This window comes from Planctobacterium marinum (assembly GCF_020687805.1).
Taxonomy (GTDB): domain Bacteria; phylum Pseudomonadota; class Gammaproteobacteria; order Enterobacterales; family Alteromonadaceae; genus Planctobacterium; species Planctobacterium marinum.
In genome coordinates, this window is the sequence record NZ_JAJEWQ010000001.1 from 1,126,428 (window position 1) to 1,145,995 (window position 19,568).

Genomic DNA, 19,568 nt, shown 5'->3' on the forward strand with positions numbered 1-19,568 from the left:
GAGCGTATCACGAGACTTTTATGAAACTAAACAGCAACTTAAACCTCAAAAGTCTGGAAGCCTTTACCACAATCGTAGAGACAGGTTCGGCAACTGAAGCTGCGCGTGTTCTGGGCTTAACGCAACCGGGTATCAGCCGACAACTGGCCAGCCTGGAAGAAGTTGTGGGGTTTCAGTTGTTTTATCGTGAAAAGAGTCGCTTACTGCCCACCGAAGAAGCCCATATTCTCTATCAGGAAGTCAGCTTATTCCTCAATGGTGCGAACCGCCTGACAGAGCTGGCGCACAATCTGTTTTTCTCCAACTCGGGAACCTTGAGAATTGTTGCTCCCAGCTCTTTTATCACCGGTCCGCTGCAAGACATAATCGCCAAGTTCATCGTAAATAATCCAATGGTAAAGTTTGTACTGGATACACAAAGCCCGGCCTCCGCCAGAGAGCTGATTGCCAGACGCTCGGTAGATTGTGGTTTTGTACAATTACCCGAAGAACACCCCGGCATAAAGACCGAACCATTAATCGAAAGTAAGGCGGTTTGTGTATTGTCAAAAGACCATCCACTGGCCAGCCTGGAAAAGATCTCCATTGAAAATCTGCGAGGCCAAAACCTGATCGTACTGGGCAAAGGCAGAAGCTCGCGGGAACGCATCGACGTGGAATTCAGAAAGCTCAATGCCCGCATGAAAATCATCCTCGAAGCACACACTGTCGCCGTCGCCTGTAGCTTCGCCAAAAAAGAATTGGGTATCGCCCTGGTCAATGAACTACTGGCACAACAATACCTGAACGACGACCTCGTAGCCCGTCCCTTGCTGCCCACCATCAAATACAGCTACGGCTTCGCCACTTCTGAGCAAGGTAAAATGAGCCGCCTTACCGAATCATTTTTAAAATTCTGCCAGTCGGAGTTTAAAACAATGGGGCAAGTAGTACCTTAAAATCAACGTGGAAATGTTTATCATAACGAGCAACCGAGCACCTTTTAAAAAACTCAGCGTTTAATAGCCAAAGACGAAATCGCATACCTTTTTGAGATTTAACCCTATAACCTACTGAAATGATGACATCTAGCCTGTGGTGAGCCAACTGATAGGCTTTCCCGTGCTCAGCAGTTGTTGCAATTATTGCAACAACTGCATCTCTGGTTGACTTTTCCAGCTAAATTGGTGTCCGAATTTATTTAACCACTACACTCCCATCTGGTTGTACTCTTCGGCCGATAGGACAACAGCATTACCTTTTGTTCTAATTTCTACGAATTCAGATTGCACTTTTTTTCAGTAACTCGTCGAAATTCGCTACTGCTTCGTTGGTTTCAAATGTGAACTTCATGTACTCCCCATAAAGGTCCTCTACAGTACCCCATAAACGATAAATTCCAAATTCATTGATGTGAATAACAGCCCTAATCAAATCATATTTTGATTTGATTAATCATTGAAATCACATCACAATATGATTTGATTAATAAATTAATCGCATCAAGGGTGGTATATGTGGATATGGCAACAGGCTGATTGGCCGTCATTTAAATGGGATAAGAGCGCTATTGATGTATTGCTCAGAGAGGCGCGTTTTAAACAAGGCGTGCTGTTGGGCAAGATGAGTAGTCAATCGATACAGCCGGTACAATCCATGCTGGATACACTATTGGCCAATATCGTTCACTCCAGTGCAATTGAGGGAGAAAAACTTAACGCATTCTCTGTACGTTCATCATTGGCAAATAAACTGGGATTAACTGAAGAAAAGCCCTTCCCGACTACGCAGCAAACCGACGGCCTTGCAGAGATCATGCTGGATGCGGTAAACAACCTGGATACACCATTAACCCTTGAGCGTATTTTATACTGGCATACGCGATTGTTCCCAGAAGGCCATTCTTTGCTCAATCCAGTCGAGGGTGGCCGATTACGTGGTACCCAATTACGCGGAGATGCTCCCATGCAAGTGGTATCGGGTAGAATTGATAAACCAGTGGTGCACTTTGAAGCACCTGAACGAGAACGTCTTGATAAAGACCTTAAGCAATTTATTCAGTGGTTTAACGATTCAAGGCAAGACAAAGACCTCGATCCGTTGTTACGCGCTGCCATCACTCACCTGTGGTTTGTAACCCTGCATCCGCTTGATGATGGTAATGGGCGAATAACGCGATTGCTAACAGATTTAGCGCTTGCGCAAGCAGAGCAACAATCAGTGCGCTTTTATGCCATGTCGGTAGGCATCATGGAACACCGAAAAAGCTATTATGAAATTCTGGAACTAACCCAAAGAGGCAATCTGGATATCACCCCCTGGCTTACCTGGTTTTTCAACACACTCGATTCCACTTTTGACAGCGTATTACAAGATATAGAACGCACAGTGTTTAAAACCAACTTTTGGCGCAGTGTCGATATTGCCCAATTAGCTAAAGAGCAGGTAAAAGTGCTCAACCGAATGCTGGATGGTGATTTTGCTGATGGTATCAATACTTCGCAATATCACAAAGTAGCTAAGGTGAGTAAACCGACAGCCACACGCCATTTGGCCGCGCTTGTAGAAAAGCGCTGCTTGCAAAAATCTGGCGCTGGGCGCAGCACCCGCTATCAACTTATAAACATTGAGTTCCTGAAAAGGTGTTTATAGTAAAGGCGAGCACAGAACTAATTTGGCCAGAAGACTGAACTACTCTGAAGATATTTTGCTCTTTAAGGCAAAGTAGATTTACGTATTCAATAAGTCTATTGATAAGCAATCAGTATCTAAGATAGAAGAACACTTATTACAATTCCCTGACATTACAGATTTGAGGTTAAATATTTACTCTCAGACAAGTTGGAACTATTGATCAAGGCACATTAACCTTAACTAGCGATTTAACCTCACTATCAGAATTTCCCCAGTAACCTATACAATGACGGTGACTGAATGATTATTATAGTATTTACACATAGGGCAAGAAATGTTGCCTATTTCACACGATTGCCATAGCATAAAACGCTAAGTTAGACGGTATTCATGATTTACAAACAAGTTTAAAAATAAGGACGTTCAGTGATACCCAGCTACCAAGACTTTATGCGCCCACTTCTGGAATTTGCCGAGCAGGCAAATGGCGAGGAAGTTAAACTCAGTGACGCAGTAAACCAGCTTGCTGACAGATTCAACTTGACCGACGCCGAACGCGAAGAAACCCTGCCCAGCGGCAGGCAAAGCATTGTTGCTAACCGCGTAGGATGGGCCAAAACCTACCTGGCAAAAGCCGAACTGCTTGAAAGTATCCGCCGTGGCCACTTCGTGATCACCGAAAGAGGCAAACATGCCTTAGCCAACCCAAACACCAAAATTGACAATGACTATCTAAAACAATTTGATGAATTTGTGGCTTTCGCCAATAAAAGCAACGGATCAGAACCCAGCAATGATGCATTAACCACTGAATTTGCGGAGAGCCAAATAACCCCAGACGAAGCATTACGCAAAGCTTATAAAACCATCAATGAAGCTCTCGCTGCTGAAATACTAGATAAAACCAGAGAAGTCCCCCCCGACTTTTTCGAAAATTTACTTATCGAATTGTTAGTCGCCATGGGATATGGGGGTGCAGGCGACAGTGCGGCACATGCACTAGGAAAAACGGGCGACAACGGCGTTGACGGTGTGATAGATCAAGACCCTCTTGGCGTTGATCAAATCTACATCCAAGCCAAGCGCTATGCTGAAGGGAACAATGTAAGTGCTGGTGATATTCGAGATTTCTTTGGAGCACTCAACCTCAAAAAAGCCCACAAAGGTATTTTTATCACCACCTCCAACTTTACCGCCTCAGCAATACAAACAGCAAAAGACCTTGGCACCCGAATAGTGCTAATCGACGGCAAAGAGCTTGCCAGATTAATGCTGCGATATAACATTGGTGCCAGAGATGAGCAGGTCCTGCACCTTAAAAGAATTGATGAAGAATTTTTTGAAAATTAGGCCCTAACCTAACACAAAATCAATGGATAAATAGAAAATGATAGAACTTGGACAATTTAAAGAACACAGTAATAAGGTTTGGGAAATTGCGAATTTATTGCGTGGACCGTACAGACCTCCTCAGTACCGCAGAGTAATGATCCCTCTTACAGTTTTAAAACGTTTAGATTCTGTTTTACTTGAAACCAAACAGCAAGTTATAGAGCAATATGAAAAGCTGGTAAAAGCCAACCAAGATGAAGACACTATCGAGCAAATCATCTTCCAAAAATTTGATCTTAAGTTTTATAACACTTCAAATTTCACCTTTAAGACTTTACTGGATGATCCCGATAAACTTGCTGCTAACCTTAATAAATTTATTGCTGGTTTCTCAAAAAGAGCTCGTGACATCATTGAAAAATTCAGCTTTGCCGAAGAGATCGAAAAGTTAGACGATGCTAACCGTCTCTACGAGGTGGTTAAAGCAATGGCTGATATAGATTTGCACCCAGACAGAGTACCAAACGATAAAATGGGTAATGTCTTTGAAGATCTCGTTAGACGATTTAATGAACAGGCTAACGAAGAAGCTGGTGACCACTATACACCTAGAGAAGTGGTTAAATTGATGGTTAATTTGCTTTTCACCGGCGAAGAACAAATCCATAAAGCCGGTAAAGTAATTAAAATTTACGATCCAGCATGCGGTACTGGTGGCATATTATCTGAATCAGAACGCACTATCCTCGAAGACCTGAATAGCGACGCTAACGTTGAGTTGTTTGGTCAAGAATACAATGCTGAGTCATATGCAATTTGTGGCTCTGATTTGATGATCAAAGGCGAAGATGTCAACAACGTTGTATACGGAAACACGTTAGGCACAGGCAAGTTTAAAGAAGGTTATGCAGATGGTGATGGCCACCCTGATGAAAAGTTTCATTACATGGCTGCAAACCCTCCTTTTGGCGTGGAGTGGAAACCAGAGAAAGACAACGTAACAAAAGAACACAATCAATTTGGTTTCAACGGAAGATTTGGTCCTGGCTTACCACGCATTAATGATGGCGCATTGCTATTTTTGATGCACATGATGTCAAAAATGGAACGTCCACCAAAATCATACAAGCTCCCTGCACCAGGCGGTGTTGACGGTGGCAGAGGCTCACGCGTAGCCGTTATATTTAACGGTTCACCAATGTTTACAGGGGATGCCGGTGGCGGTGAGAGCAATATCAGACGCTACATTATTGAAAATGACATGTTAGAAGCCATTGTCGGCATGCCTGATCAAATGTTTTATAACACCGGCATTTATACCTATATCTGGATTGTAACTAACCGTAAAGAGCCTAGAAGACAAGGTAAAGTTCAGCTGATCAATGCCATCGACTATGCGTGGAAGATGAAAAAAAGCTTGGGTGATAAACGCAAGAAAATTGGCGAAGGTCCAGTCAATGGAGATGTGAACGAACCTGATCATATTTCTGAAATCACAAAGCTCTATGCCAACTTTGAAGATGGTATAACTCGAACTTTAAATCAAATAGGAACTAACTTAGATAGCCCGAAAGATAAAAAGCGTGATAAAGATAGAGATATTTTTGTTTCAAAAATATTTAATAATCAGGACTTTGGCTATTTTAAAGTTACTGTTGAAAGACCGCTAAGATTAAACTTTATTGTTAATGATGAGCGTATTGAACGAGTCAAAAACTCTGACTTTTTCTTAAACTTAGCTACTTCAGCTAAACGCAAAGATAAAGCAGCTATAGCTGATGAAATTGCTGCTGGAAAGGCTGACCAAGAAGAGCTGCTAAGAATTTTAAGTGAAGCTCAAAAATTGTACGCAAATGGTGAGTTAGTAAAAGATAGAAAAGTTATTGAGAACCAACTTAAAAAGCTGTTTGCTAGCTCAGAATTAAAATTCGATGCAGCAATGAAAAAGGCACTACTTGCAGATGGCGCTTTAGCAGAAAAAGACCCTACTGCCCAACCTTGTTTAGATTCTAAGGGGCAACCTGAGCCTGATTCTGACTTAAGAGATTACGAGAATATCCCATTTCCGGGTGGCATATTAATTAACGGCAAACGAGATGAAGTGAACCCATTAATTGATTTACCGCTTCCGCTTGATTACGAAACGAAGAAAAACAAAGGTAAAATAGACATTTCTAAGCTATTAGAACTAGCCCAAGAGCATTGCGAGAAGTTTTTAGCTAAAGAGGTTTTACCATACAGAGATGATGCCTGGATAGACTATTCCAAAATAAAAGTGGGCTATGAAATATCATTTAACCGTCACTTTTACGATTACATAGAGCCAAGACCACTAAAAGATATTGAAGGTGAAATTAAAGCATTAGAAAAAGAAATCATGAAAATGATTTCGGAGGTAATTTAATGGAACTCGCTAAATACAACAATTTAGTGCCCAGTGACATTATTGAGGGACTAGACCTTCCTGAGCATTGGAGGAAAATCAGATTTCGACATTTATTCACTTTCGACAGAGGCTTAGGCATCACCAAAGCTAATTTGAAAGACGAAGGAATACCATGTGTTAACTATGGTGAAATTCATTCTAAATTAGGTTTTGAAGTAATCCCAGAAAGAGATCAACTCAAATTTGTTGATAAAGAGTACCTCGAAACAAACGAGAATGCTTTGATAAATAAAGGGGACTTTGTTTTTGCGGATACCTCAGAGGATTTAGAAGGTTCGGGGAATTTTACTTATTTAAATAGTGATGAAACGACTTTTGCAGGCTACCACACTGTAATAGCGAGGCTTCAAGCTAATGAGCTACCTAGGTACTTAGCTTATCTATTTCATTCAGAACCCTTTCGAACTCAAATTCGTCAAAGAGTTACAGGTGTAAAGGTTTTTAGTATCACACAAGCCATATTAAAGTCTTGCTTTGTATGGTTGCCTCCCAAAGAAGAGCAGTTACAGATCATTAATTATTTAGATAATAAAACAAAAAAAGTAGATGCTCTAATAAAAAAGAAGTCAGAAGTAATCGAAAAGCTTTCTGAACAAAAAATTTCTTTAACACGTCAGTTCACTACGCAAGGTTTAAATGAAAACGTTACAAAACGTGATTCGGGAATACGATGGTACGGTAAAATGCCTGAACATTGGAAAATCAGACGGTTAAAGTTTTTAGCTAAAATCCAAAACGGTTGTGATTATAAACATATTGAAGTTTTTGATCATGAGTTTGGGTATCCAGTATATGGTTCTGGTGGAGCGTTCAGAAAAGCAAGCGAGTATATACATCAAGGACCATCTTTACTCTTTGGCAGAAAAGGGACTATTGATAAGCCGCTCTTGGTGTATGAAAAATTTTGGACTGTGGACACAATGTTTTATTCAATTATCGGAGAAGATGTTGACCCAGAATATTTATACTACATAGCTTCATGTTTCGAATTTAATTATATTGCGACACAAACAGCTTTACCGAGTATCACGCAGAGTGATCTGGGGAGCTATTTTGTTTGCTTTCCACCCTTTGAAGAACAAAAAGAAATTTCCCAATATATAAAAGGTTCAGTCACAAAAATTGACTCACTGATTGACGTAAATCAAAGAGCCATTGAGAACTTAAAAAGCTACAAAAAAGAGCTTATTAATGCAGCGGTCACAGGACTAATTGACGTCCGAGATTTGGTCTTAAATAGGGATAATTAGTGCCATGGCAGTGGATGCAAACAAATATTTCAGGGGATTGAAGGCATACTTAAACACCAATGCCTATGAAATAACTAAGCGAGACGGAGGGCGTGTTGTTTTAGAAGAAAAAATCTTCCTTGCAGGTGGTGCAGAGCGTAAGCAAAAAGTGCGTTTGGCATTTAGCGGAGAAATACTTGCGCTCAAACTGGATTTGAAAAATCAAAAAGGTAACACAGATCCCCTATTTCATTTCTTAGAAGACGATGCTCGGCCTTGGTCTAAACGATGTGACTTTGTTATTTTCCAGCTTTATCGCAATAAATTGTCGGTTTATTGTATTGAGTTTAAATCGGCTTCTTTACCTGAGAGCTTAGTTGACCAACTTTCAGCGACAGAATCTTGGTGCAAAGCCGTTCAGGCAATTATCAGTTTATACACCAATGAAAAGAAGCGCCTTCATCTTAAAAAGTTTGTATTTTCAACAATGGATGATCCCAGTCGTTTTGTTGATGATGAAGGTTATATTATTAGAGATCATAGTATTCGCCATTACCACTACGATGATTTGAATGGTATGAAATTAGAAGAGTTAGACAATCAATGCCCTGTGCTAGTTGGGTAAGGAAGTACGATGAAAAAACATACGGAAGCTCGATTTGAAGATGCAATAGAAGCCTGCCTACTAGAGAAACATCTTTACGAGCAGGGTAATAGTAAAGAGTTTGATACTGAAAAAGCACTTGAACCACAACGAGTTGTTCGCTTTGTTCAAACTACACAACCTAAGGTATGGTCTGCGCTAGAAACAATACATGGTGAAGGTACACCTAATTTAATCGTCGATACACTGGCCAAAGAGTTAAATACCCGAGGTACGCTAAAAGTTCTTCGACATGGTTTTAAGTGTTACGGCAAGAAAATTAAAATGGCGTTTTTTGCGCCAAATAACAACAAAAATGAAGAAACTTGGGCTTTATACAAAAACAATATTTTAAGTGTTACACGCCAGCTTTATTACTCTAACTTACACAGAAACTCATTGGATGTCGTTCTATTCCTCAACGGTGTGCCAATTGTCACTATGGAGCTTAAAAACGAGCTTTCAGGTCAGGACGTTGAACACGCTAAGCGACAATACAAGCATGATCGTGACCCTAAAGAGCTAATTTTCGAATTTAAAAAACGCACCTTGGTTCACTTCGCAGTTGATACCCAGCTTGTTTTTATGGCAACAAGGCTTAATGGTGATAAAACGTTCTTTTTACCCTTTAATAAAGGCTGTAACCACGGAGCTGGCAATCCTGAGAGCCAAAATGATTCTTATAAGACATCTTACCTGTGGGAGCAAACACTTAGCAAAGACAGCATATTAGATATTCTTGGTCGCTTTATGCATCTTCAAGTTGAGGAAAAGCGAGTTCTCACCGATAAAGGCATTAAGAAAGTCACTAAAGAAACCATGATTTTCCCCCGTTACCACCAATTGGATGCAGTTAGGAGCTTAATAAAACATGCTTACCAAGTTGGGCCAGGCCGTAACTACCTAGTTGAACACTCGGCAGGTTCAGGTAAATCTAATTCAATTGCTTGGTTAGCACACCGTTTAAGTAGTTTACATAACGAAGAAGAGAATAGAATTTTTGATTCGGTTATTGTGGTTACTGATAGACGAGTTTTAGATCAGCAGTTACAAAACACCATATATCAATTTGAACACAAACAAGGTGTTGTTGAGAAAATTGATGAAGATACACGACAGCTTGTAAATGCATTGGTTAATGGTACGCCAATAATCATAACCACTTTACAAAAATTCCCATTTGTTACGGAAACAATAGAAAAGCTGAATGAAGAAAACCAGCTAAATGGTGAGTTGCAGTTTAGCACTGCTGGAAAATGTTTTGCCGTAATTGTTGATGAAGCTCATAGCTCTCAATCTGGCGAATCTGCGATGGAATTAAAAGGTGTATTAAACAAGTATGGCGTTGAACAAGAAGCTGCGAAATATGTCGTTGAAAATGATTTAAGCGATGACGCTTTCGACAATTTTGAAGATGTTTGTCGAGAGATGATGAAACGTGGCAAGCAGCCTAACATTAGTTTCTTTGCTTTTACCGCAACACCAAAATACAAAACCAAGCATGTATTTAATGAGCCTAGCCCGGTCACAGGGGAAGTACCTTTCCACAAGTATTCAATGAGGCAAGCAATTGAAGAAAAGTTCATCCTTGATGTCCTTAAAAACTACACGACATATAAAGCATATTTCGGCATCGCCAAATCGTCAGAGAACGACCCTCATGTCGAGAGAAAAAAAGCAGCCAAAGCACTAGCGAGAAACTTAAATAGTCACCCGACCAATTTATACCAGAAAACTGAAGTGATGGTTGAGCACTTCAGACAGCATGTAAGACATAAAATTGGTGGCAGAGCAAAAGCAATGGTTGTAACGAGTTCTCGTTTACAAGCCGTCGAATACAAGAAAATGTTTGATCATTACATTCAAGAAAAAGGATATGATGATGTGAAGTCATTGGTCGCTTTTTCAGGCACTGTTTGTGATCCAAAAATTCCAAGTAAAGAATATACCGAAGTAGGACTAAATGGGGGTATTAAAGAAAGCGAACTTCCAGAGCAATTTGATACCGACGAATATCAATTGCTATTAGTAGCAGAAAAATATCAAACTGGCTTTGACCAACCTTTGCTTCACACAATGTATGTGGATAAGAAGTTGTCAGGCATACAAGCTGTTCAAACCCTTTCTCGCCTAAATAGAATGTGTGCGGGCAAAGAAGACACCTTTGTATTAGATTTCCAAAATAAAAGGGAAGATATTTTTAGGGCGTTTAAAGACTTCTATGAAGAGGTAAAAGCTGAAGAATTGACAGACCCACAACACTTGTATCGTCTTCAAGATCAAATTAATGAGGCTGGTATTATCTTTCAAGAAGAAGTAACTCGATTCTGTGATGTTTACTTCCAGCCAAGAAGGCAAGAAACGAAAACAGATCATGCTAAATTCAACAATATTCTTGATAAGGCCGTTGAGCGCTTTAAAGAATTAGATGAAGCTGAGCGATCTGAGTTTAAAGGATTATTAGTTGATTTTCGTAACCTGTATGCCTTTATGTCTCAGGTTATTCCTTACCAAGACTCAGACTTAGAGCAGTTATATACATACGCCCGTTTTCTTTTAACTAAGCTGCCCAGAAAAGCGAGTGGTCCAGATTATCACATCGAAGATGATGTTGAATTACAATATTACCGATTACAAAAAATAAGCGAAGGTCAAATAAACCTCAATAATGGTGAAGCTAAGCCCCTAAAAGGCCCTTCAGATGTAGGAACAGGTCAACAAGGCGAAGGTATGATTCGTTTATCTGAGCTTGTTGATTTACTTAATGATCGCTTTGGAACTGATTTCACTCAAGCTGACCAATTGTTTTTCGACCAGATTCAGCAAGAGGCTGTAGAAAGTGAAAAATTACAGCTTGCTGCACTAGCAAACAATATAGATGACTTCAGGTATGTATTTAATAAGGCATTTAGCAGCCTTGTTATAGACCGGATGGATGGCAATGAAGAAATTTTTAATAAACTAATGGGAGACGCTGAATTTAGAGGGCTAGCTTCTGAGCACCTGCTTCACAAAGTTTATGATTCATTGAAATCAAGCAAGTCCCAATCAAAAGAACCATTACCTCTTCAGTTTGGGAATAAAAATCTCTATCGCACACATCAGATTGAGTCACTTCACAATGTAACAAAGTTAGCGTCAATCACTATAACAACTGATATCCCATATGTTGATGATGTTGTGGGTCTGAGCGTTCTTGGCAATTACCAAGAATTGAAAGAAATTGGCGTATCAACACCAAAGCACTTGGAAGGTTATTTTGCATTGATTGAAGAGTTAGCGCTTTCGCTATCAGAATTAAATATCATTGATATTAACGAAGCCGATGAGGAAGAGAATTGTTTAATCTGGTCTCTCAGTTCTGTAAGTGAGGGCAGCTCTGTATTCGAAATTGTTCTCAATTATTATGAGCCTGCGATACAGTTGGCGGAAACAGCTTTAACAATAACAGGAGCAGGAGCTTTGATTCAGAGTTCATTCAAATCGATCAAAACAACGCTAAGTAAAAAGATGCTAGATAGTGAACTAGACGATTCAGAGCCAGAAGAAAAAGAGAATAAAAATATTATTATAACCGAGTATAGCTTTGTCGATGAATTAAAGGAAAAACGAAAAACCCACTAGTAAAATCAACTGGCGAGGCAATTGACTGAACTAAGAGTGATATTAATCACAATTAGTCCATGCACTAGATATATCAAGCCTTTAAATGATTACAGACAAAAAAATGAGGGCATCAGCCGACACTTTGTTCATTTTAATCCCCCCAATCGAATCACTTTTGTGATTTGGATAACAATACTAATCACATCAAAAGTGATATGATTAGTATAGAGTAAATCCGAGCCCCTTCCTCGCTAACAACGACTAATACCCCCATAAAAAACCAGGGCTAAAAGGCCCTGGTTTTTAGAAGAATTCGAAAAAGCGTATCGCTTATTCTTCTCTGTACGTCTCTACACTCGGGCAGCTACATACCAGGTTTCTGTCACCGAATACGTCGTCGATGCGGTTTACCGTTGGCCAGAACTTGTTGCGGGCCACGGCTTCGGCTGGGTAAGCTGCCAGCTGTCTGTCGTAGCTGCGGTTCCAGTTACTGTCGCAGATGTCGGCCAGTGTGTGTGGTGCATTGTGCAGTGGGTTGTCGATGGCATCCCATTCGCCGCTTTCCACTTTGGCTATTTCTTCGCGGATGCTGATCATGGCATCGCAGAAACGGTCCAGTTCGGCTTTGGCTTCAGATTCAGTTGGCTCAATCATCAGCGTACCCGCTACCGGGAAGCTCATTGTTGGCGCGTGGAAGCCGTAGTCATTTAAGCGTTTGGCCACATCCATTTCAGTCACACCGCTGGCTTCTTTCAGCGGACGTAAATCAATAATACATTCGTGGGCTACGCGGTCATTACGGCCACGGTACAAGACTTCGTAGTGTCCGGTAAGGCGCTTGGCGATGTAGTTAGCGTTAAGCATGGCCATTTCAGTGGCTTTTTTCAGGCCTTCGCTACCCATCATCTGAATGTACATATAGCTGATTGGCAGAATTGATGCACTACCCCATGGCGCTGCCGAAACGGCACCATTGCCTTTGTTGCCCTCTACCACATTGATTACGGCGTGGTCTGGCAAAAATGGCGCTAAATGGGATTTAACACCTATAGGTCCCATACCTGGGCCGCCACCACCGTGTGGAATACAGAAGGTTTTGTGCAGGTTTAAGTGGGATACGTCTGACCCAATCAGACCAGGCGAAGTAATACCTACCTGGGCGTTCATGTTGGCACCGTCCATGTACACCTGACCACCGTACTGGTGCACGATATCGCAGATTTCTTTGATGGTTTCTTCGTAAACACCGTGAGTAGACGGATATGTCACCATGATACAAGACAGGTTTTCGCTAACCTCTTCGGCTTTGGCCTTCAGGTCTGCCATGTCGATGTTACCGTTCTTATCACAGTCAACCACCACCACTTTCAGGCCAACCATGTTGGCAGACGCTGGGTTAGTGCCGTGAGCTGAGCTTGGAATTAAGCAAATGTCACGGTGAGCATCGCCACGGCTTTGATGATACTTCTGAATCGCGATCAAACCAGCGTATTCGCCCTGAGCACCGGAATTTGGCTGCATACACAGGTTGTCGTAACCGGTGATTTCAATCAGCCAGTTGCTCAGTTCGGTGATCATCTCCTGATAACCCTGGGTCTGATCGACTGGTGCAAATGGGTGAACGCTACCAAACTCTGGCCAGGTAACCGGGATCATTTCGGCAGTGGCGTTTAACTTCATGGTACATGAACCCAGTGAAATCATTGAGTGGTTCAGCGCCAGGTCTTTGTTTTCCAGTGACTTGATGTAACGCAGCATTTCAGTTTCTGAGTGATACTGATTGAAGACTTCGTGAGTCAGGATATCGCTTGTACGCTTCAGCGCTTCAGGAATTGATTTGCTGCCCTGAGACACAATGCGTGCATCCAGTGCGCCCACTTCCAGACCGTGATTTTCACCACAGAATACGTTGAACAGGTCTTCAACATGACGGCGAGTGGTGGTTTCATCAAAACTCACCCCCAAAGCGCCGTCTACGTCGGTTCTTAAGTTAATACCGGCATTTAACGCGTTAGCAATAATACTGGCTTTTTGCTCTTCGCTGACGTTAACACTGATGGTGTCAAACCAGGTGTCGTTGCGTAGCTGGAAGCCTTTTTGAGTTAAACCTTCAGCCAGAATGTCAGCAAAGCGATGAATACGGTTGGCGATAGTTTTCAGGCCTTCCGGACCGTGGTATACCGCATAAAACGACGCCATGTTGGCTAACAATACCTGTGCTGTACAGATGTTAGAGTTAGCTTTTTCGCGACGGATGTGTTGCTCGCGGGTTTGCAGCGCCATACGCAGTGCGGGACGACCGCGGGTGTCTTTAGAAACACCGATAATACGGCCCGGCAGTGAGCGCTTGTGTTTGTCACTGGTGGCAAAAAATGCGGCGTGTGGACCGCCATAGCCCATAGGTACACCAAAACGCTGTGCTGAACCTAACACAACATCAGCACCCAGCTCGCCAGGCGCTTTAAGCAGTACCAAACTCATGATATCCGCAGCAACCGCCACAATACCTTTATTGGCCTGAACGGCAGCAATCAGGTTGGATAAATCGGTAATTTCACCAGTAGTACCGGGATATTGTAACAAGGCACCGAAATAATCACCGTCAGCGGCTTTTTCAGCAGCGGCGATTTCCACTTCAAAACCGAACATTTCAGCACGGGCGCAAACTACGTCGATAGTTTGCGGATGCACGTTGTCAGCAATAAAGTAGGTATTAGATTTTTTGTTTTTGGAAACGCGTTTAGCCAGTGCCATCGCTTCAGCGGCGGCAGTCGCTTCGTCCAGCAGTGACGCAGAAGCCAGCTCAAGACCCGTTAAGTCGATGGTAAGTTGTTGGAAGTTTAACAGTGCTTCTAAACGGCCTTGGGCAATTTCTGGCTGATAAGGCGTGTAAGCTGTGTACCAACCTGGATTTTCCAGCACGTTACGCAAAATAACGTTGGGTACCAGCACATCGCTATAACCCATACCGATGTGAGAGCGGAATAGCTTGTTCTTTTTAGCTACCTGCTTGAGATTAGCCAACGCCTGCGCTTCGGTTACCGCCTTGCCCACGTCCATGGGTTCAGGTAAACGGATTGAACCAGGCACCGTTTGTTGCATCAAATCGTCCAATGACTCTGCACCCACCGTGGCCAGCATTTCGGCGGTTTCTGCCTCGCTTGGGCCAATGTGGCGGCGAATAAAATCTTCGGTTTGTTCTAATTGAGATAATGAGAGAGATTGCTCAGACATGATGCTACTTCAGTTTCCTATGGGTCAGACCCGTTTTGTTAAAGTTTCAAATTTGAAGGTCAGAGCCATTTAAAAAGTAGCTCTGACCTTGTCATTTTTTTACGCGCTTACTAAGAAAAAGGGCCAGAGATGTTTAAAAACGGCTCTGACCCCATAATCACTTGACGATTAATCTTCGTCGATGCTGGCTTCGTAGCCTTCGGCATCCATCAGGTTTTCCACTTCGGCTTCGTCTTCGGCTTTGATTTTGTATAACCAGCCGTCGCCGTATGGGTCAGAGTTAACCAGCTCTGGAGAATCTTCCAGGTCTTCGTTAACCGCTACGATTTCGCCGCTGATTGGTGCGTATACGTCAGAAGCTGCTTTTACAGATTCAGCTACCGCAACGTCGTCACCAGTGCTGACTTCGTCACCCACATCTGGCAGATCGACAAATACCATATCACCCAATAATTCCTGGGCGTGTTCAGTGATACCTACAGTGAAGACACCATTACCTTCGGGGCGAACCCACTCGTGAGTAGTGGCATAACGTAATTCAGCAGGAATGTTACTCATTGTTTTTCCTCGGATAGTTCTTTAATAATTTGATGAATTAATCGGTTCTATAACGGTTCAGTTTAGCAAAAGTTAAATTATAAAACTGACTTACCGTTGCGCACAAAACTGGGTTTTACCACATTTACTGTAACCCACTTTTTGCGCATTTCCACTTCAACTGTATCGCCAACGGTTTTAGGGACACGCGCCATCGCAATACTGTGCCCTAAAGTAGGTGAAAATGTACCTGAGGTAATAACGCCCTCACCGCCTTCGGCTTTTACTTTTAAGCCTGCGCGCAGCACGCCTTTTTCAGTCATCACCAGGCCCACCAGCTTTTCATTACTGGTAGCTTTTAATTCGGTTAATGCGGCACGGCCTACAAAGTCACGGTCTTCCGGTTCCCAGGTAACTGTCCAGCCCATGTTGGCGGCAAGAGGAGAAATGGTTTCGTCCATATCCTGACCATACAGATTCATGCCAGCTTCCAGACGCAAGGTATCACGCGCCCCCAAACCACAAGGTTTTACACCTGCCGCTAAAAGCTTGTCCCACAATGCTGCGGCCTGGTCTTCAGACACAATAATTTCGTAGCCAGCTTCGCCGGTGTAACCCGTAGTAGCAATAAATAAGTCTTCAGCCTGAACACCGAAAAACATTTTCATGCCTTCGACGGCTGCTTTTTGCGCATCAGATAAAATGCTGCCCACTTTTTCTTTGGCGTTTGGCCCCTGCACCGCGATCATCGCCAGCTCAGGACGCTCAGTGATAGATACGTCGAAACCTTCAGCGTACTTGTTCAGGTGGTTTAAATCTTTTTCTTTGGTAGCAGAGTTAACCACAACGCGATAATCCTGCTCGTTGAAGTAATAAACAATCAGGTCGTCTACTACACCGCCCGCTTCGTTAAGCATGCCGCTGTACAATGCTTTACCCGCTACCTGTAATTTATCAACGTCGTGAGTCAACAGATAACGCAGATACGCTTTAGCATCGGCACCTTTTACATCCACGATGGTCATGTGAGATACATCAAACATACCGGCGTCCTGACGCACAGCGTGATGTTCTTCGATTTGTGAACCGTAATTAAGGGGCATTTCCCAACCGTGAAAGTCCACCATCTTAGCGTTGGACTCAAGGTGTTTGGCATGTAGCGGAGTTGTTTGCAGCATGGCTTGTTCTCTCGTTGTATTCTGCTTTGCTTGAGGGCATTTAGTGGCGCAAATTATAGGCGCTTAACCGGCAGGCAACAAATTGCTTTTACAAATACACTTATAATAATTTTAAATACATTTAAGCCATGACATTTAACTATTTAATAGCTTTAAATCGAATAGTGTTTCAAAAAAGAACAAAAAGCCCAATGTAAGAAGGACTAAGTGCAATTTGTTGAAATAAAAATAGTATAGGAGGAATAAACAGGAGCCGGTATTCGTCTATTTTTTAAACGAATAAAAAAGCACGCAAGATAATACGTTAACCAACGTTTTCGATAATTAAGTGACACACTTGCTAACTGCGAGCTTTTTGGCGTCCGGCACAGGCCGGACGTTTTTTCTTTATTAATGGGGTTATTTTTTCGGGAGTAGAGTTGTTGACACTCTTATTCAATTGGCGCTGAACTGAATTGACGCGTTTTGCCCCAGTAACTCCAATGATTCTGAACTGGACCAACTGGTATCCGGAAAAAAGGAAGTACTAAAGCCGCCTTTTCCGTCTCTGGAAACCTGCAACAATCTGTCACCGTGTAACTGATATTGGGTTTCTCTTTCCAACCAGGCGCTGACACTCATCACGATATAAGCCCGGCCTTTACCATTAAACGAGATGCGCGAACGCAGCGGCGTGCCATCTTCTGCTACCGTTACCAAAAACTGCCCTTCAAATTTGTCCACATAGCTTCGTGTTTGTTTGTCATCAATAATGGCTTCCAGTGGCAAGTCAAATTGCAGTATGGTTTCGCCTTCTGTCGCTTCATCTGATTCCATCACCCCGACATATTCACTGGTTAATATGGCGCGCTCTAAACTGTTGGCGGCTGAAATCATATTTTGAAAATCAATAGCATCAAGATTTTCCAGGGCCATCATTGTGGGTGTGTTGATCTCTTCGTTTTCGGTTTTTGCCAGTTGTTCTTCTTCTACCTTCACCAGCAACCCCTGGGAGTAGCGAACCTGCAAGCCACTGCCGTCATCAGATAAGGCCAGACTGGCCTCGCCGGTTCTGATACGCTGCTCTTTGCCCTCACCTCGAATATTCTCAATCTGATTACTAAATTGTGCATTAATGGGTGTAGTTCCCTGCAATTCGGTAAGGCGCTGTTGTAATAATTCCAGCGAGCTGGCGTGGCTATAAACGCTGAATCCGAACAACGCTATGGCAGCAAAAATGGGCGACTTTTTCATGGGTTCCTTTGATATTTTATTGGCAACGCAACATTAGTGTGGAGCTGAGTGTAAAAGTTCCCTGTTTTTAAAGGAAGCCTCAGGTACAATTGCTAACAATTTTGCCGACTGCCAATCAAGGGTCAGATTTTGCGATGAAACAACTGTCACTGGAAAACCTGCGTACATTTGTGACTGTGGTAGAGCTGGATGGCTTTTCCAGAGCCGGTGAGGTTTTGGGGCGCTCTCAGCCTGCGGTGAGCTTGCAGATCAAAAAGCTGGAAGAGCAATTGGGCACCCGGTTGTTTCAAAAACAAGGACAACGTCAGGTGGTGAATCACGCCGGACAAAAACTCTATGAGCTGGCAATTCCTCTGCTTAAACAAAACGATCAGATCTTTCAGTTTTTTGCGCAAAAACCTGTCAGCGGTAATCTGAGACTGGGCATTCCCAGTGAATTCGCCACGCAACTTTTGCCCTCTATTATTGGTTCATTCAACAACATGTACCCGGATGTCACGCTGGAAGTGACCTCATCACTTAGCGCCTCGTTATTGCAAAAACACCGCAGCGCGCCCTTTGATTTACTCCTGACTATTGCTACCGATACGCAAAATGAGGCCAGTGATTTTACTTTGTCGGATGATCTGGTGTGGGTGGGCTCAGATAAACACCCCAGGAACAGCAATTCTGTAGATTTGGTAGTTGCCCCCGAAGGCTGTCGTTATCGACAACGGCTGTTGGTGGGGCTGACGCAAGCAGGGTTGCACCACCATATCCGCTATACTATTTCAGATATCACCGGCATCAGTGCAGCGATTCAGGAAGGCCTGGGGATCACGGCACTGGCCCGAAGCACCGTACCCAATCACCTCAGTATCATTGAAGATAGCACCTTGCCGCAGTTGGGTAAGATCGCTATTCAGCTTACCGTACGCCAGCAACGTAACAAGGATGCGGTCAATAAGCTGGCGGAATTTATTCAAAGTCGCCTTGCCGTAAACCTCAGCCACTAAGCGCATTTACACATTGAATCTCAGGCCATGGATTGTTACGCTACTGCAATAACTATTAGTGTATCAAGATGAGTAACCGAAACCCTCTGGCGCTGGACAACCAGCTTTGCTTTGCCCTGTATTCCACGTCTCTGGCCATGACTCAGGCATATAAACCTTTGCTGGACCCATTGGGACTGACCTATACCCAATACACCATTATGCTGATTTTGTGGGAACAGGATGGCGTCACCTTAAAGTTTGTGGCGGAACGTCTTGGACAGAAATCAGGCTCTCTGACCCCGGTAATTAAACGAATGGAGTCACAGGGACTGGTTAAACGCATACGCGGAAAAGAAGATGATCGCGCGCTCAGCATCGCACTCACCGAAAACGGTAAACAACTTAGAGCAGATGGATTGGCGGTTAACCGTTGTCTGGCTGAGACTTGCGGTATTTCACTTGAAGAAGTTGCAGCGTTGAAAACACAGCTTCTTGCCCTGAAAGATCGCATAGCAAAAAATTAACTTGCATAATAATTGT

General features: G+C 42.8%; 14 protein-coding genes. 9 read left to right on the plus strand and 5 right to left on the minus strand.

Annotated elements, in window-relative coordinates; all coding sequences use genetic code 11:
- The first annotated feature begins 20 nt into the window (after positions 1–20).
- Positions 21–938: a LysR family transcriptional regulator gene (locus LJ740_RS04985; protein WP_229527942.1), complete on the plus strand. Its 918-nt coding sequence runs from the start codon at positions 21–23 to the stop codon at positions 936–938.
- On the opposite strand, the gene rhuM is transcribed toward LJ740_RS04985, so the two are convergent.
- Complete coding sequence (gene rhuM, locus LJ740_RS04990; RefSeq protein WP_267498167.1) at positions 910–1,158, minus strand: RhuM family protein; 249 nt, start codon at positions 1,156–1,158, stop codon at positions 910–912. The genes LJ740_RS04985 and rhuM overlap by 29 nt on opposite strands.
- Before the next feature lie 336 nt (positions 1,159–1,494).
- On the opposite strand from rhuM, the gene LJ740_RS04995 reads away from it, so the two are divergent.
- The 6 genes from LJ740_RS04995 to LJ740_RS05020 all read left to right on the plus strand — a co-directional run bounded on the left by LJ740_RS04995 (position 1,495) and on the right by LJ740_RS05020 (position 11,887).
- Entirely contained in the window at positions 1,495–2,631 is a 1,137-nt protein-coding gene (locus LJ740_RS04995) for a Fic family protein (protein ID WP_229527944.1), read from the plus strand.
- A 432-nt stretch (positions 2,632–3,063) separates the two neighbouring features.
- Positions 3,064–3,963, plus strand: a complete 900-nt coding sequence (locus tag LJ740_RS05000) for a restriction endonuclease (RefSeq protein ID WP_229528046.1) — start codon at positions 3,064–3,066, stop codon at positions 3,961–3,963.
- 37 nt (positions 3,964–4,000) lie between these two features.
- The gene (locus tag LJ740_RS05005) at positions 4,001–6,349 is read left to right on the plus strand and encodes a type I restriction-modification system subunit M (protein ID WP_229527945.1); all 2,349 of its coding nucleotides are present in this window, start codon (positions 4,001–4,003) and stop codon (positions 6,347–6,349) included.
- Positions 6,349–7,641 (plus strand): restriction endonuclease subunit S, encoded by a 1,293-nt coding sequence (locus tag LJ740_RS05010; protein ID WP_229527946.1) that lies wholly within the window; start codon positions 6,349–6,351, stop codon positions 7,639–7,641. Before LJ740_RS05005 ends, LJ740_RS05010 begins: the two co-directional genes overlap by 1 nt.
- Before the next feature lie 4 nt (positions 7,642–7,645).
- Positions 7,646–8,245 (plus strand): hypothetical protein, encoded by a 600-nt coding sequence (locus LJ740_RS05015; RefSeq protein WP_229527947.1) that lies wholly within the window; start codon positions 7,646–7,648, stop codon positions 8,243–8,245.
- A gap of 9 nt (positions 8,246–8,254) precedes the next feature.
- Positions 8,255–11,887 (plus strand): type I restriction endonuclease subunit R, encoded by a 3,633-nt coding sequence (locus LJ740_RS05020; RefSeq protein ID WP_229527948.1) that lies wholly within the window; start codon positions 8,255–8,257, stop codon positions 11,885–11,887.
- A 312-nt stretch (positions 11,888–12,199) separates the two neighbouring features.
- Here LJ740_RS05020 and gcvP read toward each other — a convergent pair whose 3' ends face one another.
- The 4 genes from gcvP to LJ740_RS05040 form a co-directional block, all read right to left on the minus strand.
- Entirely contained in the window at positions 12,200–15,103 is a 2,904-nt protein-coding gene (gene gcvP / locus LJ740_RS05025) for an aminomethyl-transferring glycine dehydrogenase (protein ID WP_229527949.1), read from the minus strand.
- 168 nt (positions 15,104–15,271) lie between these two features.
- A complete protein-coding gene (gcvH, locus tag LJ740_RS05030) occupies positions 15,272–15,661 on the minus strand; it encodes a glycine cleavage system protein GcvH (RefSeq protein ID WP_229527950.1) in 390 nt (129 codons plus the stop codon).
- 77 nt (positions 15,662–15,738) lie between these two features.
- On the minus strand, positions 15,739–16,818 hold the full coding sequence (gene gcvT, locus LJ740_RS05035; protein ID WP_229527951.1) for a glycine cleavage system aminomethyltransferase GcvT: 1,080 nt from the start codon (positions 16,816–16,818) through the stop codon (positions 15,739–15,741).
- 435 nt (positions 16,819–17,253) lie between these two features.
- A complete protein-coding gene (locus LJ740_RS05040) occupies positions 17,254–18,051 on the minus strand; it encodes a hypothetical protein (RefSeq protein WP_229527952.1) in 798 nt (265 codons plus the stop codon).
- Between the two features lie 134 nt (positions 18,052–18,185).
- On the opposite strand from LJ740_RS05040, the gene LJ740_RS05045 reads away from it, so the two are divergent.
- Both LJ740_RS05045 and LJ740_RS05050 read left to right on the plus strand, forming a co-directional pair.
- Positions 18,186–19,046 (plus strand): LysR family transcriptional regulator, encoded by an 861-nt coding sequence (locus LJ740_RS05045; protein ID WP_229527953.1) that lies wholly within the window; start codon positions 18,186–18,188, stop codon positions 19,044–19,046.
- A 68-nt stretch (positions 19,047–19,114) separates the two neighbouring features.
- The gene (locus LJ740_RS05050; RefSeq protein ID WP_229527954.1) at positions 19,115–19,552 is read left to right on the plus strand and encodes a MarR family winged helix-turn-helix transcriptional regulator; all 438 of its coding nucleotides are present in this window, start codon (positions 19,115–19,117) and stop codon (positions 19,550–19,552) included.
- The last annotated feature ends 16 nt before the right edge of the window (positions 19,553–19,568 follow it).

Bases quoted from the DNA above. Each gene is read 5' to 3' on its own strand.
- LJ740_RS05045 (WP_229527953.1), top strand. From the start codon at position 18,186: ATGAAACAACTGTCACTGGAAAACCTGCGTACATTTGTGACTGTGGTA.
- gcvH (WP_229527950.1), bottom strand. From the start codon at position 15,661: ATGAGTAACATTCCTGCTGAATTACGTTATGCCACTACTCACGAGTGG.
- LJ740_RS05015 (WP_229527947.1), top strand. From the start codon at position 7,646: ATGGCAGTGGATGCAAACAAATATTTCAGGGGATTGAAGGCATACTTA.
- LJ740_RS05040 (WP_229527952.1), bottom strand. From the start codon at position 18,051: ATGAAAAAGTCGCCCATTTTTGCTGCCATAGCGTTGTTCGGATTCAGC.
- gcvP (WP_229527949.1), bottom strand. From the start codon at position 15,103: ATGTCTGAGCAATCTCTCTCATTATCTCAATTAGAACAAACCGAAGAT.
- LJ740_RS05050 (WP_229527954.1), top strand. From the start codon at position 19,115: ATGAGTAACCGAAACCCTCTGGCGCTGGACAACCAGCTTTGCTTTGCC.
- LJ740_RS05005 (WP_229527945.1), top strand. From the start codon at position 4,001: ATGATAGAACTTGGACAATTTAAAGAACACAGTAATAAGGTTTGGGAA.
- LJ740_RS05000 (WP_229528046.1), top strand. From the start codon at position 3,064: ATGCGCCCACTTCTGGAATTTGCCGAGCAGGCAAATGGCGAGGAAGTT.
- gcvT (WP_229527951.1), bottom strand. From the start codon at position 16,818: ATGCTGCAAACAACTCCGCTACATGCCAAACACCTTGAGTCCAACGCT.
- LJ740_RS05020 (WP_229527948.1), top strand. From the start codon at position 8,255: ATGAAAAAACATACGGAAGCTCGATTTGAAGATGCAATAGAAGCCTGC.
- LJ740_RS05010 (WP_229527946.1), top strand. From the start codon at position 6,349: ATGGAACTCGCTAAATACAACAATTTAGTGCCCAGTGACATTATTGAG.
- LJ740_RS04995 (WP_229527944.1), top strand. From the start codon at position 1,495: ATGTGGATATGGCAACAGGCTGATTGGCCGTCATTTAAATGGGATAAG.
- LJ740_RS04985 (WP_229527942.1), top strand. From the start codon at position 21: ATGAAACTAAACAGCAACTTAAACCTCAAAAGTCTGGAAGCCTTTACC.